The following is a 15,404-nucleotide window of genomic DNA, read 5'->3' on the forward strand; positions in this document are numbered from 1 at the left end:
TCATGCTCGCATGTTGCGCAATCTGCTCGCCCGCGCCTGTAGATATTCCTTATACTTATCCCGCCCCGGCTTCGTTGCGGGTGCACTTTTCGGATTTTATTCAGTTTAACGAGTACGGAAGCAACCTCATGAAAATGCGTGCAATAGTGCTGGCCCTGGGTACAACGCTCGTGCTGAGCGGCTGTCAGAATATGGACTCTAACGGTCTGATGACCTCAGGTGCAGAAGCCTTTCAGGCCTACTCCCTGAGCGACGCGCAGGTTAAAGCGCTGAGCGATCAGGCCTGTAAAGATATGGACGGAAAAGCCACGCTTGCGCCGGCTGACAGTACCTACACACAGCGTCTGAATAAGATTGCTTCCGCGCTCGGCGATAACATCAACGGCCAACCGGTGAACTACAAGGTTTACATGGCGAAAGACGTCAACGCCTTCGCGATGGCTAACGGCTGTATCCGCGTCTACAGCGGGCTGATGGATATGATGACCGACAACGAAGTGGAAGCGGTTATCGGCCATGAAATGGGGCACGTTGCGCTCGGCCACGTGAAGAAAGGGATGCAGGTTGCCTTAGGCACCAACGCCATTCGCGCGGCGGCGGCCTCTGCGGGCGGCATCGTTGGCAGCCTGTCCCAGTCGCAGCTTGGAGACGTAGGTGAAAAACTGGTTAACTCCCAGTTCTCGCAGCGTCAGGAGTCCGAAGCGGACGACTACTCCTACGATCTGTTGCGCAAACGCGGTATTAATCCATCCGGTTTAGCCACCAGCTTCGAAAAGCTGGCAAAACTGGAAGCGGGTCGCCAGAGCTCCATGTTTGACGATCACCCGGCCTCAGAAGCGCGCGCACAGCATATTCGCGACCGAATGGCCGCTGACGGAATTAAATAATTTTGGAAGGAGGCAATTTTGCCTCCTTTTTATTTCGCATGAATTGCTAACTAAATCGCACTTATCGGTAACACCTCTGAAAGCCCCGTCAAATCTACCCTTTCCGGCTGAAACGTCTGGTCACATATTTATTGCAATCGTTAATCTTTCCGGTAATTATCAAACACGCAGTAATTCAATTTAATATATTAAGACAGAGACGTTCCCTCCGTGAAAAAAGAATTATCGTTAATTGCTTTAAGTTTATTCGCCGCATTACCCGCCGCTGCAAGCCAGCAATCTGACAGCAAGGGTTTTATCGACGACAGTCATTTAGACCTGTTTTTACGCAATGCGTATATCAGCCGTGACTACCATCAGGGCCAGCAGGATAAAGCCGAATGGGGTCAGGGAATCATCGCCACCTTTGAATCCGGCTATACCGAAGGGCTGGTTGGCTTTGGCGTGGACGGCATCGCGCAGTACGGCGTGCGCCTGGACGGCGGTCGCGGCAAGAGCGGCGCGGGCGGTATCGACTTCTTTAAACAGGAAGACGATGGCCGGGCCAAATCCGATTTAGCGAAATTTGGCGCTACCGCCAAAATGCGGATCTCGAATACCGTGCTGAGCTACGGTAACCAGCGTCCTGAACTGCCTATCGTTAATGCCGACAGCTCCCGCCTGCTGTTTGAAAGCTACACCGGTGCCATGCTGACCTCGAAAGAGATCGACGGGCTGGAAGTGAACGCCGGTTATTTCACCGACGAGCAGCGTAAAAGCGACGACCGCCACGACAGCGGCCTGAAAAGCCTGACTTTCGGTGGCGCAAGCTACCAGTTCAACGACCAGTTCAGCGGCGCGCTATACGCCTCTCATAACGAAGAGGTGATGAACAAACAGTACCTGGGGCTGAATTTCAAACAGCCGTTCAGCACCGGGCAGCAGCTGGTGCTCGACTTTAACGGCTATAACTCGCGTCTGGATCAGGGCTACGCTGACAGCCTCGACACTGGCCGCAGCAACACCATCTGGAGCCTGGCGGCGAGCTACATCTGGGATATTCACACGTTCAAAGTGGCGTATCAGCAGAGCAGCGGCAGCACCGGCTATAACTACGGCGGATATCGCGACAAGGGCGGCGTGGGCGACGGCGGCAACACCATCTGGCTCGCGAACTCCTACTGGTCTGACTTTAACGGTGAAGACGAGCGCTCATGGCAGGCATCCTACGGTCTGGACTTCGCGGGTCTCGGCCTGCCGGGCCTGAGCTGGACCACCGCCTACGTGCGCGGCGACAATATCAAGACCTCTGAAACCAGCAACGGCAAAGAGCACGAGTGGTTTAACCAGATCCAGTACCAGGTGCAGGATGGCCCGGCAAAAGATCTGAAGCTGAAACTGCGCTACTCCGTGCTGCGCGTCTCCAGCAACGCCAGCGACTATAACGTGGGCGGGGACGAGATCCGCGCTTACGTGGAATACCCGTTTAACGTGTTCTGATAAAACAAGCCGGGTGGCGGCTTCGCCTTACCCGGACTACTGTTTTCCCTCTCCCCGTGGGAGAGGGAAAACAGCTAGTAAAGCGTTTTCTGCGGCGGCCCTGCAAACTTCAGCGCGCCAATCTGACCCATCCGCACTTCCACTACCGACGGTCCCGGCATCGCCAGCGCCTCCGTCATCACGGCTTCAAAATCCTCTGCCCGCTCAACGCTCCACGCCTGCAGGCCAATTGCCTGTGCCAGCAGGGTAAAGTCCGGCGTATGCAGTTCGTTATAATACTGTCGCCCGCCGAAGTACTTATCCTGAATGCCGCGCATCACGCCGTAGCCCCCGTCGTTCATGATCAGCAGCGTCACGTTAGCTTTCTCCTGCGCCAGCGTCGCCAGCTCGCCTAAATTCAGGCTCAGGCCACCGTCGCCCACCAGCCCCACCACCTTACGCTGTGGGTTGGCAATCGCGGTACCAATCGCCATTGGCAGCCCCATGCCAATCGCCCCGGCAAGAGAGTGAATGTTCATCAGCGGACCGTTAGCGCGGAACAGACGACTGCCCCACAGGCTGCCGGAAACGGTGATATCGCGCACCAGCAGGCCGTCCTGCGGCAGGGCTTTTTCTATGGCGTCGTTGAGCTTCGCATAGGCGCCGCACTGCTCGCGCAGGCCCTGTTCAGCCTGCAATACCGCCTGCTGCACCTGCGCGTCCCACTGGGCGTTGCCCCACTCGCGGCCCTGCGCTTTATCGGCCAGGGCACCAAGCAGCGCTGAACAGTCGGCTACCAGCGTGTTATCCATCAGGTAGTTACGGCTCGCCGCCGCCGGGTCGATATCTATCTGCACGCGTGGAGACGGCAACTCCAGCGTCCAGGAGCGGGTTTCGTTGCTGCGCAGGCGAGAACCGGCCACCAGCGTAAAATCACACTGCGCAATCAGCGCCTCTACCGACGGCGAATTGTGGAACGCCCGCAGGCTGGCGCGATGGCCGTCCGGCAGCACGCCGCGCGCGTGGGTGCTGGAGATCACCGTCACGCCCGCATCCGCCAGTTTTTTCACCGCGTCAGCGCTTCCCAGCGTCCCGCCGCCCAGCCACAGCAGCGGCTGTTTAGCCTGCCTGAGCTGCGCCCATAAAGCATCCACCATCGCGGGATCCACGGCTGCAACCGAAGCTGGTTTCACCGGTGCGGTCACCAGAGACAGAGGAATTTTAGCCCCCTGAATATCAATCGGAATTTCCACAGAGACCGGCCCGCACGGCGGCGTCTGCGCCTCCTGAATGGCTTTATGCAGAATCGCTATCGCCTGGCTGGCATTGCTGATGCGGTACGCCCGTTTTGAACTGGCCTTCAGGAAGGTCAGCTGGTCGCGGGTCTCGTGGATAAACCCGGTGTCGGCGTCCAGCCAGGCCTTTTCAACCTGTCCGGTTAAATGCAGCAGCGGCGTGCAGGCGTTCATCGCCTCCACCAGCGCGCCTACCGCGTTCCCCGCCCCCGCGCCGGTGCTGGTCAGCGCCACGCCGAGGCCGGAAAACCGCCCGTGGGCGTCGGCCATGGTGACGGAACCCGCCTCGCCGCGCGCGGGCACGAAGCGGATTTTGCCCCGCTGCCCTACCGCGTCCGCGATCGGCAGGTTGTGAATGGAGATGACGCCGTAGATGGCCTCAACCTGATACTGCTCCAGCGTTCTGGCGATGGCGTCGCCGACGGTTATCATTTCGCTCATTGCTCACCCTTTCTCAGTCGCACCAGTGGTTGACGCTGTTACCCGTCGCCAGATAAATGCTCTTTTGCTGCATCCAGGCTTTCAGCCCCTGAATGCCCTTTTCGCGGCCCAGACCGCTCTCTTTAAAGCCCCCGAACGGGGTCGAAATCGCAAAAACTTTGTAGGTGTTGATCCACACCGTACCGGCCTCCAGCTGCTCGCTCAGGCGCAGCGCCCGCCCGGTGTCGCGGGTCCAGATCCCTGCCGCCAGGCCGTAAACCGAGTCGTTCGCCTCGCGGATCAACGCCGCTTCATCGCGAAACGGCATCGCCACCAGCACCGGGCCGAAGATCTCCTCCTGGCAGGCGCGGGCGCCGTTCGTCAGCCCTTCGATAATGGTCGGCTGGAAGAAGCTGCCGTTTGCGAGGTCAGGATCTGCCGGGATCTCCCCGCCGCACAGCACCCGGCCCCCTTCGCGCTTCGCCAGCTCGACGTATTCCTGCACGCTCTGGCGATGTTTCTCATTGATCAGCGGCCCAACGTGAACGCCGTCGGTGAAGGGGTGCCCTACGCGCAGCCCGCGAGTTAATTCCAGCAGCCGCGCCATCAGCGGCGCGTACAGGCTTTCGTGGATAAACAGCCGGGACCCGGCGATGCACGCCTGCCCTGCTGAGCTGAAAATGCCGTAGCAGATCCCGCGCGCGGCCTGCTCAACGTCGGCATCCTCCAGCACGATGGTCGGGGATTTACCGCCCAGCTCCAGCGACGCCGGGATCAGCTTTTCCGCGGCCACGTGCGCCAGATGGCGGCCCGTGGCGGTGCCGCCGGTAAAGGAAATTTTTCGCACGCGGGGATGGCGCGCCAGCGCGTCGCCAATCACCGAGCCTTTGCCCGGCAGCACGCTCAGCAGCCCGGCGGGCAGCCCGGCCTGTTCAAAAATGCGCGCCAGCTCAAGCGCCATCAGCGGCGTGGCTTCGGCAGGCTTGAGGATCACCGCGTTCCCGGCGGCGATGGCCGGGGCGACCTTCTGCATCTCGCTGGCAATGGGCGAGTTCCACGGCGTGATGGCCGCCACCACGCCGAGCGGCTCATAGCGGCTTAGCGTCAGCAGATCCGGCTGGCGCGGCGTGGGCAGCTCCCCTTCCAGCAGCTCGCAGGCGGCGGCGAAGTAGCGGGCCGTTCCCGCCGCGCTCATCACCAGCCCGCGCGCCTCCGCCAGCGGCTTGCCGTTATCCCGGCTCTGCATCTGCGCCAGCTCGTCAGCGCGGGACTCAATCAGATCCGCCACCTTGTGCAGGATCTTCGCCCGCACGTGCGGCAGGCTGTTGCGCCAGGCGGGATCGCGCCACGCGCGCTCGCCGGCCTCGATCGCATCGTGCAGATCGTCAAGGTTTGCCGCGTTCAGCGTCGCATTGAGCGACCCGTCAGCCGGGAAGTGGCTCTGCATCGGGTTGCCACCGCCGCGTCGCCACTGGCCGCCGATATAAATATTCAGATCGTCCATCGTCACTCCTCAGCTCAGGGCCAGCTCGCGGCAGGCGCGCACCGCGCTGAGTGCCGCCAGGGTGGAGGTTTTAGGGTTAGACGCCAGCGGCAGCCCGCTCAGCTCCAGATGGAATTCGCCAAACAGCCCTTCTACGTGCAGCGTGTGGGTGTTACGTTTCGTTGCCGGGTCAACCATCAGCTGCACGCGGGTTTCATCCATCCCGACGCCGCCGAGCGCCACGGTCGCCGCCACGTTGGCGTTCGCCGGGAACAGGCGCGCCGCCTCGCGGGCGCTGCCTTCAAAAAAGACCTTCGCCTCTGAGACCGCGTTAAGATCGATAAGCTGCTCGGCGTAGCTGCCGCGCCAGCTGGCCGGGCTTTTACGCGACTGATAGGTGACGCGCTCAAGCCCGCCCTCCTTCGCCGCCGCCAGCCCGTCGATGCCGGCGACCGCCCCGGAAAGCAGCGTCAGTTTTCCGCCCGCCGCGAGCAGGCGCTGCTCCAGCGCGCTGTCCGCCAGCGCGCCGGTGGAAATAACCGCCAGATGCCAGCCGCGACGCAGAATCGCTTCGCCGTACTGCGCAACCGCCTGCTGGCTGGCGCACTCCAGCACCAGATCTGGCGTTTGTGCGCACGCCATCGGCGAGGTCAGCGCCTCGACCGCATCGCCAAACTGGTCGCGAATGGCGGCATGGTGAGACGCGCGCGCCACGATCCAGCCGATAGCCACGCCGGCGGGCAGACGCTCAATCACCGCCTGCGCCATGGCGCCATAACCAATCAACATTACCTTTTTCATGATGCGTCCTTACAGATGACGGCAAAAGCCGCCGGAAACGTCCAGCGCCGCGCCGGTGGTAAACGAGGCCAGCGGCGAGGCGAGGAACAGCAGCGCCTGCGCGGGCTCCTGCGGCTTGCCGAGGCGCGCCATCGGAATGCCGCGCTTGCGCGCGATTTCCGCCGTCCACTCCGGCCAGCTCTGGCTTTTATCCGCCCGGCTTTCAAAGCGGCGCTGCCACTGGCCGGACTCGACCATACCGAGCAGTATGGAATTGACGCGAATCCCTTTGCCTACCAGCTCTTTCGAGAGCGTCAGCGTCATGTTCAGCAACGCGGCGCGGGCTGCCGACGTGGCGATCATGTGCTCTTCCGGCTGAAGCGCCAGCAGGGAGTTCACGCAGGTGATGGAGGCGATATCGGACCTTTCCAGCAGCGGCTGAAACGCCTGCACCGGATTAATGACGCCAAACAGTTTAAGTTCGGCTTCGTGCAGCCACGCCTCGCGCGGGGTGTCATGGAAGTGCGCCACGTAGCCCTGACCGGCGTTGTTGATCAGCATATCCGCCGCGCCAAAGCGCGCCTGCACCGCATCCGCGAAGGCCTGCACCTCGTCGGCGCTCAGCACGTCGCAGCGGTATGAGAAAATCTCCCCGTCGGGATAGTCGTTTTGCAGCGTCGCATGGGCGCTGGCGAGCCGGTCCGGGTCGCGGCCACAGAAGGCGACTTTCGCCCCTTCGCCCAGCAGCAGGCGCAGCGTTTCAAAGCCAATGCCGGACGAACCGCCGGTAACGACCGCTACGCGGCCGTCAATGTGTGCATTCATCGCGCACCTCTTCGTTAATGCGTAAAAGCTGTTGATTAAAAAACGCGTCGTTATCGAGATAGCTCGCGTGTCCGGCCTGCGGAATCGCGGTAAACGGCATGCCGTAGCGCAGCGCCAGCCCCTGTACCAGCTCGGGCTGCGTGATCGCGTCCTGCTCGCCGCACCAGACTTCAAATTGACCGGCGTAACGCTTAAGCCAGCCGTGAATGTCGTCATGCGCCAGCATCCACGCGGCAGCGAGGTAGCCTTCGGGGCGCAGCCTGCGCATGCCCGCCGCGACGGTGGCGATATCGTCCGGGCGCGCGCCGGGGCGCAGCAGCTTCGCGGCGCGGGTCTGCGCGAGAATGTCGCCACCGAGCGCCATCTGCTGCTCGCGATTACGCCAGACCTGCTCTCGCTGCGCCGGCGCGGCATTACCGTAGCCCTGCGCGGCGTCCGCCAGCACCAGATGAATAACGCGTTCAGGGAACTTCGCCGCAAACGCGCTGGCCACCAGCGCCCCCAGGGAATGGCCCACCAGTACCGCCTGCCAGACGCCTGCGCGGTCGAGCATCGCCGCCAGCGCGTCGGCGTAATCTCCGGCGTTCGCCCGCTCAACCGCCAGCATCGGGCTTTCGCCGTAACCGGGCATGTCCCACGCCAGCACGCGAAAACCGTTCAGCGTCATCTGCTTATGCCAGGACGCAGCGCCAGAGCTGATCCCGTGCAGCAGCATCAGCGGGATGCCGCTTCCCTGTTCACGAAAACCCGTCATGTCGCCCCCTTAGTTCCGCTTCACTTTTGAGAGCGGATGATCGGAGGGATAGGTCGGGATTTCCGGCTTATTGGTTCCCAGCATGACGCACATCAGCGCCTCTTCTTCCCCGTGGTTAAACAGGCCGCGATAGATGCCCGGCGGGACGGAGATCAGGTCTCGCTCTCGCAGCACGGTTTCGGTGTAGTTATCGCCGTCCTGGATCATCAGCGTGATCTGCCCTTTGAGCATGAAGAACACCTCCTCCACGTCGTCGTGCAGGTGCAGCGGCCCTTCGCACTTCGACGGCAGCACCATGGTGGAGAAGGTAAAATGGTCCGCCTGCACGGTATTGGTGTCGTTCGCCACGCCGGTTGCCCCGGTGCCGATGTAGCGCATCTGCGCCCGGCGGTATTTCGGGTCAAAATCGGCCTGGAACTTCAGCGCGTTCCAGTCGTATTTACGGCCTTCGAAGCGCGCGATGCGCGACTCGACCCACTCTTCCATCGTCAGGTGGTCAGGTTTGATGCCTGTTTTGTTGGTTACGGTTGAATCAGTCATGACACTCTCCTCAGTAACGTCTCAGCAGCGGCAGTAACAGGACGCAGCCCACCGCCGCCATCACCGCCAGAAAAATCAGCCCGGAATCCATGCTGTGGGTGAAGGCAATAAGCGCGCCCATCACCGCCGGCGACAGCGCGCCCGCAAAGTTTCCCAGCCCGTTGAAGATGCCGCCCGCCGTGGCGCTCACCCGGGGATGGGTGGCCTTCGCCAGCAGGGCGAAAATGTTGGGGGCGCCGGTGCCCCACATAAAGGTGCTGAAGCTCATCGCCGCGATGATGGCAAGCGGGGTATCAAGGTGCATCACCGCCGCCAGCCCGACGGCTGCCCCTGCCATCGAGATAAAGCAGGCCGCCGCGCGCTTATCGACCCGGTCAGAGAGCCACGCGCCAATCACCTCTCCCGCCAGCATGGCGATGAACGGCATCGACGACAGCCAGCCCGCGTGCTCCAGGTGGATGCCTTTGCCCTTAATTAAGTAGCCAGGCAGCCAGCCGTTGATGCCCCACAGGTAGGTCAGGAACGCGATGTTAAAGATGCAGATGATCCAGAAGTGCGGACTGACAAACAGCTCGCGCCGCGCCGCGCGCCGCTCGTCCCGGGACGCCTGCGAGGTGCCGGGTTTTGCTTCCAGACGGATCCCGCGCAGGCCGATGCGCACAAAGATAAGCACCGGCACGGTCAGCATTGCCATGACAAAGAAGGTGCTCTGCCAGCCGAAGGTGTTCAGGAGCCAGAGGGAGAGCGGGAAGCCAATCGCCGCGCCGACCGGCGTGCCCAGCAGCCACAGCATGGTGGCGCGTGCCTGTAAATGCTGCGGGAAGTTGTGACGCACGATGGCGAAAGCCAGCGGGAACAGCGGCCCTTCCGCCACGCCCAGCAGGATGCGCAGAATAATCATCAGCGTGTAGTTATGGGTAAAACCCATCGCCACCATCAGCACGCACCAGATCGCCATCATCCCGGTGAGCAGGCGCAGCGGCGCAATTTTGTCGCCTAAACCGCTCAAAAATACCGACGAAAAGCCGTAGCTCAGCAGAAAGGCGCTCATCAGAATGCCGAGGCGCGTGGTGTCAAAATCGATGCCCATCGCCTGCTGGAAATGGGTGTCGGAAAAGAGCGCCGCGATGCTGATTTTGTCGAAAAAGGCCAGCAGCACGCAGGCCAGCAGCGACAGCGGGATGGCCCAGCGCACCGCTTTTTCAGGCGTGCGGGCTCCCTCACCGCTCGCCTCGACGGGCGCGGTGTTGGTCTCTAATGTGGTCATGTCTCCCCCTACGGGTGCGGGTTAGCTATCGCAATGACATCAGTGAAAAAGCCGGGTCGGCGAGCGGTACGTCCGACAGGTCCCGCCCCGCCGCCATCCAGCGCTTCGCCAGCTTGACGGTGCGCGCATCGTTGAACGCCACCAGCTGCGTTAGCCGACCGTTGTCGTCCAGCGAGAAGTACAGCGCCTCTTCACGCACTATCGTTCGGCTGCCCGGCTGCGGAATGCCGAGGATCTGGATGTTGTGCTGATATTGATCCGACCACAGCCACGGCGCGTCGTCGTAGCCTGGCGCATCGGGGTTAAGCATGGCTTTCGCCGTCGCCACCGCCTGATTCTGGGCGAAGGCCCAGGACTGAATGCACAGGCCGTAGTGATGGTGCTGCGCCACATCTCCGGCGGCGAAGATGAACGGATCCGACGTCCGCCCCTGGGCATCCACCACGATCCCCCGCTCGGTGCAAAGTCCCGCATCGCGCGCCAGTTCCAGATTGAGATCGACACCGATCCCCACCACCACCGCGTCAAAGGTTTCGCGCTGGCCGTCGCAGTGCATGACCGGCAGGCCGTTATCGTCCTCCAGCTCCAGCGCGCCGCAGCCGGTACGGATCTCCACCCCCTGCTCGCGATGGATAGCCTCTAAGCGCTGCGACACTTCGCCGCTCACCGAGCGCATGCACAGCGCGGGCTGCTGCTCGAACAGCGTGACCGCCACGCCGCTTTTGCGCGCGGAAGCGGCAATCTCAAGGCCGATCCAGCCGCCGCCGACAATCGCCAGTTTTTTACTTTCCGCCAGACGCGCCTTCAGGCGCTGCGCGTCCTGCCAGTGGCGCAGAGTGTAGACCTGCGGATGCGCCGCCCACGCTGGTGAAGGCAGGCGCGCCCTCCCGCCGGTGGCCATTAGAAGAATGTTGTAACTAAGACATTCGCCGTTGCTTAAACGCACGGTTTTCGCTTCACGATCGACTGACTCAGCACGCAGCGGGCGGTACCATGTCAGGTTCAGCGCCTGCTGTGCTTCTTCGCTAAACAGCCGCGGGAGCGCCGCATCCGGCTCCAGCAGAGACGCTTTCGACAGCGGCGGACGTTCGTAGAAATCCCACTCCTCTTCCGCCACCACGCAGATCTCGCCGTCGAAGCCCTCGTCGCGCAGGGTTTTCGCCGCCCAGCCGCCCGCCTGACCGCCGCCGATAATGACAATGCGCGACGTCATACCGCCTCCGGCTTTTTCTGCTGGCGGCGGGTGTCGTGGTCAATCCCGCCTTCTACCGCCCATTCGGTAAAGGAGACCAGGGAGTGCTCCAGCTCGCGCGGCTGCCAGTTTTCGGTCAGATAGTCGTCGTTGGTGTAATATTCAAACGCGCCGCCGGTCGGGCTATTGACGTACCAGAAATAGGCCGACGACACCGGATGGCGGCCCGGCCCGATAAAGGTGCTCCATTCATTTTTATTCATCGCGATACCGCCGCCGATCACCTCGTGGATGTCGCGCACGGTGAAGGCCACGTGGTTGAGGCCGCGCTTGCGGTTCGGCAGTTGCAGCAGGAACAGGTTGTGATGTCCGCCGCGCGCCCCGCAGCGCAGGAACACGGCGCGATTGATGTAGCGGTCCGAAACCTGGAAGCCGAGCACCTCGCGGTAGAATTTCTCCACCGCCGCCAGCTCCTCCACGAAGAACACCACGTGCCCGACGTTGATCGGCTGGGCACGCTCATAAACCGGGCTCGGCGTGTCGATACGGCGGGCATCGCCCCACTGGTTGATCGGCTCAACGTTCAGCTCCACGTCGGTCTGCTGGCTGACCTGGACGCGCAGGGTCATGCCGTTCGGATCGAGGCATTCCAGCGCGTCGCCCACTTCGCGAAAACCGGGCTGCTGCGCCAGCTTCGGGCGCAGCGCGTCGAGATCGGACTGTGCGGCAACCGCCCAGGTCATGCGGCGCAGGGTGTTGCCCGCTTCAAACGCCGGCGGCAGGTCGGGACTGTCGATGGGGTTCAGCTCCACGCGCGCGCCGCTCAGGGTGGTAAAACGCTGGCCGCTGGCATCGCCCGTCAGGCCAAAATCACGCATAAATTTGGCGCAGTGCGTCAGGTCTTCCACGCCAAATTCCAGCTTTTCAATTCCGGTTACACTCATCGTTCGTTGCCTCATCTGGCCCAAATTGGGCGTAAAACATGCCCGACGCAGTCAAGCGCCTGACGTTAACTCACTGATTTAGCTGGCCTGTGACAAATAGCCTAAGAAGCCAGAAATTTTATCCGCCGCGAGGCGAACCTCGTTTTGCAGCCGCTCACGGTCGGTCTGCGGGATCTCTTCCGACGGCACCAGAATGCTGACCACCGCCGCCACGCGTCCGCTTCGGTCATACACCGGGTAGACGATGGAGGAGATGCCGTGGCGGAAGAAGGATTCGCCGATGACAAACCCGCGGGCTTTGTCCTGCTGCACCATCTGCCACAGGGCTTCGCGGTCGTGAAGCTGCCCCGGCGTGTTGCCCGGCAGGCGCTCGTGCGGGAACAACTGTTCAAAATCGGCGCGGGAAATATCGGTCAGCAACATGCGGCCCAGCGAGGTGCAGTGCACCGGCAGGCGGGTGCCAATGCTGACCTGATTGATGCGCGACCCGGCGGCGCTGACGCGGGCGATGTAGATAATGTCGCGCCCGTCGCGGATCGCCAGATGGCTGCTGCACTGGCTCACGTCGCGCAGTTGCTCGATCACCGGCTGGCCGACCTGCGCCACGTCCAGCGAGGCGATGTACTCAAAGCCGAGACGCAGCACGTTCATGCCCAGCGAAAAGGTATTGGTGCGCGCGTTGCGCTCCAGAAAGCCCATGTACTCCAGCGTCTGCACCACGCGATAGGCGGTCGCCTTCGGCATATCCACCAGCCGGTGCAGCTCGGCAAAGGTCAGATCGCGATGCTGCTCGCCAAAGGCCAACAGCAGCTGTAAACCGCGCTCCAGCCCCGGCACCAGATACTTCACTTCCTGATCGTTTGCCATAATCGCCACACCTTAGTTAAAGACAAAACCGCCGTTGACCGGAATCAGCTGCCCGGTGATAAACCGCGACAGATCGCTTAACAGCCAGACTACGCTGCCGGTGACGTCTTCCGGCTGCTGCGCGCCGGTTAACGCGCGGCCATTCTCGTAAAGCTGATGGCGCTCGGCCGGAACATATTCGGTCGCCTCGACGCGGGTTAACCCCGGCGCGATGGCATTAATGCGTATACGCTTTTCGCCCAGTTCACGCGCCATTGAGCGGGTCATGGCGATCACGGCGCCCTTGCTGGCGACGTAGGCCATCAGGCGCGGCGCGCCCCACAGCGCGGTGTCGGACGCAACGTTCACGATACCCGCGCCCTCGCGCAGCAGCGGCACCGCAGCGCGCGTCACCAGCCAGGTGCCTTTGACGTTAACGCTCATCACCCGATCCCAGAGATCCGGATCGTAATCGAGCATATTTTTGCCGCCGACGCCCGTCGCCATCGCCGCGTTGTTCACCAGGCCATCAATCTGACCCTGCTCGCCAATCGAGCTGAACACCTGCTCAATGGACTGTGGATCGGCCAGATCGATAACGTGCGGTTCGATCGCATAGCCCCGCTCGCTCAGGGCGTGGGCGCTTTCGGCCAGCTCACCCTTGAGGATGTCGCACATCACCACCGCTGCGCCCTGCTCCGCGCAGGCTTTGGCAAAGTGAAAGCCCAGCCCGCGCGCGGCGCCGGTTATGACGATGCGTTTGCCGCTCAGCAGCCCGTTCATCAGGCGGCTCCCTGCTGTTCTTCGCGCATCGCCAGTTGCTCTTTGGCGGCCTTTTGCATCATGCGGCGCAGGCGCGAGAGGCCGACGTCGTGCTGATACAGGTATTCATGGTCGCGGGCGTTTGGCGCCAGGCTTTCCAGCACTACGCGGTCCTGCTCCAGCACTTCCCAGTGCAGTTTTTCCAGACGGTTGCGGTACATGAAGCGCCACATGTCGCGCTGCCAGCCCTGCACCCGGCGAATGCGCCAGAAGAAGACGCGGCAGTTGTCGTTATCTTCCGGCACCACCATGCCGACGATAAAGAAGTGGCCGCCCGGCCCGAAGCGCTTCTTGTACGGAATGGAGAGGCGCATCCAGCAGGTGCCGCTGTTGCCCAGCTCCACCCAGTCAAAGTTGACGCCGCTCTGCCCTTTCTTCTCAAAAATAAAGCCGGTTTTGGTCGGCTGGAGCACCATGTCAGCCTTGCGGTCCCCTTCCGCCATTGAGTGCGACGAGGAGTGCAGATAGGTGCCGTGCATCGGGTCCATCACGTTTTCCAGCGCGTACTGGTAATTGCATTTCCACGCGGCGGTACAGAGGAAATTGCTGAAGCTGTCCGTATCGGCGAGCTCGTCCGGGAAGGTCAGCTCGTCCGGCTGCTGGTCCGCGGTGACGCCAAACCACAGGAAGATTGCGCCGTGCGCCTCCTGCACGTTGTAGCTGCGCACGCACTGCTGGCCGACCAGCGGACATTTGTCCACGGCGGGCACGTCTTTCACCTCGCCGTTGCCCGCGACCTCCACGCCGTGATACCAGCAGGCAATGCGGTCGCCCAGGTTCCAGCCCATCGACAGGCGTGCGCCGCGGTGCGGACAGCGGTCCTCCAGCGCCTGCACCTGGCCGTCTTTGTTGCGCCAGACCACAATCTGTTCGCCCAGGCGGGTAATGCCCACCGGTGCAGACTGCACCTCCCAGCTAGCCAGCACCGGATACCAGAGGCCGCGCAGACCTTTATCGAGATAGTGTTGTACGGTCGTCGTCATCGCGTTGCCCTCAGTAGCCGTTAACCTGTAAGAATGCCTGGAAGCTGGCCTCGCTCCACGGCTCGCCCTGCTGATCGTGCATGCGCACCGCGTTCAGCCCGTTCACCAGCTCAGGTAAGGTTTCAACCCCCTGCTCGAAGAGATCTTCCAGCGTGGCGATGAGGTTCACTTCCCAGCTTTCCGGCTCGCGGCTGCGGGTCTGCCAGATAAGGTTCTGGTAATCACCCGGCTTATGGATCGCACCGTTACCGCCCTCAGCCGGGGGGGCAAACTGACGGCTTTCCGGCAGCGCCGGGTTGTAGTTCAGGGTGTCGCTCATGCCACGGTCTCCTCGACGAAGGTAATCTGAATCTGGTTTTCAAAAACCCGAACCGGGTAGCGGTTGAGGTTGCGCCCGCCGGGGCCGTGCAGGCACTGGCCGGTTTTGACGTCGAATACCGCCTCGTGCAGCGGGCATTCCACCTTGCCGTCCTCCACGAAGCCCTGGCTCAGCAGGGCATAGGCGTGGGGGCATACGTCTTCCAGCGCGTAATATTCACCGTCAATCAAATACACGCCGATCTCTTTACCGTCGACGTTGCCGCTAAAAGGGAAATCTTCCTGTACTTGTTCTGCGTCACATACGCCTATCCAGCTCATCACGATCCTCCAGGCTTTTGTTTCATATATGAAACTCTGTTTCTTATTTAATACGGTCAATATAAAAGCGATGAATGTTTCGTCAAGCCGCAATGTGACGAATTTGTTAATCAAACGGTAATTAATTAACTAAGTGTGCAAAGGATCACGAAAAAATGCAGCGATATGAAATTTTCATTATTTCGGTGTGAAAGAATACGATTTATCGATGGCCTTAAATTTTAATAAACAGTGATTGACTTCTTTTCTTTTTGTTCCTTAAAAATAAA

Annotated in this window: 16 protein-coding genes; 2 read left to right on the forward strand and 14 right to left on the reverse strand. The window is 61.5% G+C overall.

Going from position 1 to position 15,404, the window contains the following annotated elements:
- Positions 1-128: 128 nt before the first annotated feature.
- Together loiP and AC2FAJ_RS17965 are read left to right on the forward strand one after the other, a co-directional pair.
- Positions 129-887, forward strand: a complete 759-nt coding sequence (loiP, locus tag AC2FAJ_RS17960; protein WP_028014340.1) for a metalloprotease LoiP — start codon at positions 129-131, stop codon at positions 885-887.
- Positions 888-1,097: 210 nt separating this feature from the next.
- Positions 1,098-2,366, forward strand: coding sequence for an OprD family outer membrane porin (locus tag AC2FAJ_RS17965; RefSeq protein WP_045260753.1), 1,269 nt, complete (start codon positions 1,098-1,100; stop codon positions 2,364-2,366).
- Positions 2,367-2,440: 74 nt separating this feature from the next.
- Here the strand turns inward: AC2FAJ_RS17965 and AC2FAJ_RS17970 are convergent, their stop codons facing one another.
- The 14 genes from AC2FAJ_RS17970 to AC2FAJ_RS18035 form a co-directional block, all read right to left on the reverse strand.
- Positions 2,441-4,081, reverse strand: a complete 1,641-nt coding sequence (locus AC2FAJ_RS17970; RefSeq protein ID WP_485454375.1) for a thiamine pyrophosphate-binding protein — start codon at positions 4,079-4,081, stop codon at positions 2,441-2,443.
- A gap of 13 nt (positions 4,082-4,094) precedes the next feature.
- Positions 4,095-5,564 carry an aldehyde dehydrogenase gene (locus AC2FAJ_RS17975; protein ID WP_485454376.1) on the reverse strand — a complete coding sequence of 490 codons (1,470 nt, stop codon included), beginning with the start codon at positions 5,562-5,564 and terminating at the stop codon, positions 4,095-4,097.
- 9 nt (positions 5,565-5,573) lie between these two features.
- Positions 5,574-6,344, reverse strand: a complete 771-nt coding sequence (locus AC2FAJ_RS17980) for an aspartate dehydrogenase (RefSeq protein WP_041908340.1) — start codon at positions 6,342-6,344, stop codon at positions 5,574-5,576.
- Positions 6,345-6,353: 9 nt separating this feature from the next.
- A complete protein-coding gene (locus AC2FAJ_RS17985; RefSeq protein ID WP_045260757.1) occupies positions 6,354-7,148 on the reverse strand; it encodes an SDR family oxidoreductase in 795 nt (264 codons plus the stop codon).
- Positions 7,132-7,902 carry an alpha/beta fold hydrolase gene (locus tag AC2FAJ_RS17990; RefSeq protein WP_041908338.1) on the reverse strand — a complete coding sequence of 257 codons (771 nt, stop codon included), beginning with the start codon at positions 7,900-7,902 and terminating at the stop codon, positions 7,132-7,134. The genes AC2FAJ_RS17985 and AC2FAJ_RS17990 overlap by 17 nt, the downstream gene beginning before the upstream one ends.
- Before the next feature lie 9 nt (positions 7,903-7,911).
- Positions 7,912-8,442, reverse strand: a complete 531-nt coding sequence (locus AC2FAJ_RS17995) for a cupin domain-containing protein (RefSeq protein WP_017382915.1) — start codon at positions 8,440-8,442, stop codon at positions 7,912-7,914.
- A gap of 10 nt (positions 8,443-8,452) precedes the next feature.
- On the reverse strand, positions 8,453-9,709 hold the full coding sequence (locus tag AC2FAJ_RS18000; protein WP_485454377.1) for an MFS transporter: 1,257 nt from the start codon (positions 9,707-9,709) through the stop codon (positions 8,453-8,455).
- A gap of 25 nt (positions 9,710-9,734) precedes the next feature.
- Positions 9,735-10,922: an NAD(P)/FAD-dependent oxidoreductase gene (locus AC2FAJ_RS18005; protein WP_485454378.1), complete on the reverse strand. Its 1,188-nt coding sequence runs from the start codon at positions 10,920-10,922 to the stop codon at positions 9,735-9,737.
- On the reverse strand, positions 10,919-11,845 hold the full coding sequence (locus AC2FAJ_RS18010; RefSeq protein ID WP_060572201.1) for a VOC family protein: 927 nt from the start codon (positions 11,843-11,845) through the stop codon (positions 10,919-10,921). The genes AC2FAJ_RS18005 and AC2FAJ_RS18010 overlap by 4 nt, the downstream gene beginning before the upstream one ends.
- 78 nt (positions 11,846-11,923) lie before the next feature.
- On the reverse strand, positions 11,924-12,712 hold the full coding sequence (locus AC2FAJ_RS18015; RefSeq protein WP_028014350.1) for an IclR family transcriptional regulator: 789 nt from the start codon (positions 12,710-12,712) through the stop codon (positions 11,924-11,926).
- A 12-nt stretch (positions 12,713-12,724) separates the two neighbouring features.
- Entirely contained in the window at positions 12,725-13,474 is a 750-nt protein-coding gene (locus tag AC2FAJ_RS18020; RefSeq protein WP_485454379.1) for an SDR family oxidoreductase, read from the reverse strand.
- Complete coding sequence (locus AC2FAJ_RS18025) at positions 13,474-14,496, reverse strand: aromatic ring-hydroxylating oxygenase subunit alpha (RefSeq protein ID WP_028014352.1); 1,023 nt, start codon at positions 14,494-14,496, stop codon at positions 13,474-13,476. Before AC2FAJ_RS18025 ends, AC2FAJ_RS18020 begins: the two co-directional genes overlap by 1 nt.
- A 10-nt stretch (positions 14,497-14,506) precedes the next feature.
- Positions 14,507-14,815, reverse strand: a complete 309-nt coding sequence (locus AC2FAJ_RS18030) for a recombinase-like helix-turn-helix domain-containing protein (protein ID WP_028014353.1) — start codon at positions 14,813-14,815, stop codon at positions 14,507-14,509.
- Positions 14,812-15,135, reverse strand: a complete 324-nt coding sequence (locus AC2FAJ_RS18035; protein ID WP_003860044.1) for a Rieske (2Fe-2S) protein — start codon at positions 15,133-15,135, stop codon at positions 14,812-14,814. The genes AC2FAJ_RS18030 and AC2FAJ_RS18035 overlap by 4 nt, the downstream gene beginning before the upstream one ends.
- Positions 15,136-15,404: the final 269 nt, after the last annotated feature.

The organism is Enterobacter cloacae complex sp. 385G4 (assembly GCF_057320665.1).

Coding starts and splice junctions, on each gene's coding strand:
- AC2FAJ_RS18015 (WP_028014350.1), bottom strand. CDS start 12,712: ATGGCAAACGATCAGGAAGTGAAGTATCTGGTGCCGGGGCTGGAGCGC.
- AC2FAJ_RS17975 (WP_485454376.1), bottom strand. CDS start 5,564: ATGGACGATCTGAATATTTATATCGGCGGCCAGTGGCGACGCGGCGGT.
- AC2FAJ_RS17970 (WP_485454375.1), bottom strand. CDS start 4,081: ATGAGCGAAATGATAACCGTCGGCGACGCCATCGCCAGAACGCTGGAG.
- AC2FAJ_RS18020 (WP_485454379.1), bottom strand. CDS start 13,474: ATGAACGGGCTGCTGAGCGGCAAACGCATCGTCATAACCGGCGCCGCG.
- AC2FAJ_RS17985 (WP_045260757.1), bottom strand. CDS start 7,148: ATGAATGCACACATTGACGGCCGCGTAGCGGTCGTTACCGGCGGTTCG.
- AC2FAJ_RS18010 (WP_060572201.1), bottom strand. CDS start 11,845: ATGAGTGTAACCGGAATTGAAAAGCTGGAATTTGGCGTGGAAGACCTG.
- AC2FAJ_RS18025 (WP_028014352.1), bottom strand. CDS start 14,496: ATGACGACGACCGTACAACACTATCTCGATAAAGGTCTGCGCGGCCTC.
- AC2FAJ_RS18005 (WP_485454378.1), bottom strand. CDS start 10,922: ATGACGTCGCGCATTGTCATTATCGGCGGCGGTCAGGCGGGCGGCTGG.
- AC2FAJ_RS17990 (WP_041908338.1), bottom strand. CDS start 7,902: ATGACGGGTTTTCGTGAACAGGGAAGCGGCATCCCGCTGATGCTGCTG.
- AC2FAJ_RS17995 (WP_017382915.1), bottom strand. CDS start 8,442: ATGACTGATTCAACCGTAACCAACAAAACAGGCATCAAACCTGACCAC.
- loiP (WP_028014340.1), top strand. CDS start 129: ATGAAAATGCGTGCAATAGTGCTGGCCCTGGGTACAACGCTCGTGCTG.
- AC2FAJ_RS18030 (WP_028014353.1), bottom strand. CDS start 14,815: ATGAGCGACACCCTGAACTACAACCCGGCGCTGCCGGAAAGCCGTCAG.
- AC2FAJ_RS18035 (WP_003860044.1), bottom strand. CDS start 15,135: ATGAGCTGGATAGGCGTATGTGACGCAGAACAAGTACAGGAAGATTTC.
- AC2FAJ_RS17980 (WP_041908340.1), bottom strand. CDS start 6,344: ATGAAAAAGGTAATGTTGATTGGTTATGGCGCCATGGCGCAGGCGGTG.
- AC2FAJ_RS18000 (WP_485454377.1), bottom strand. CDS start 9,709: ATGACCACATTAGAGACCAACACCGCGCCCGTCGAGGCGAGCGGTGAG.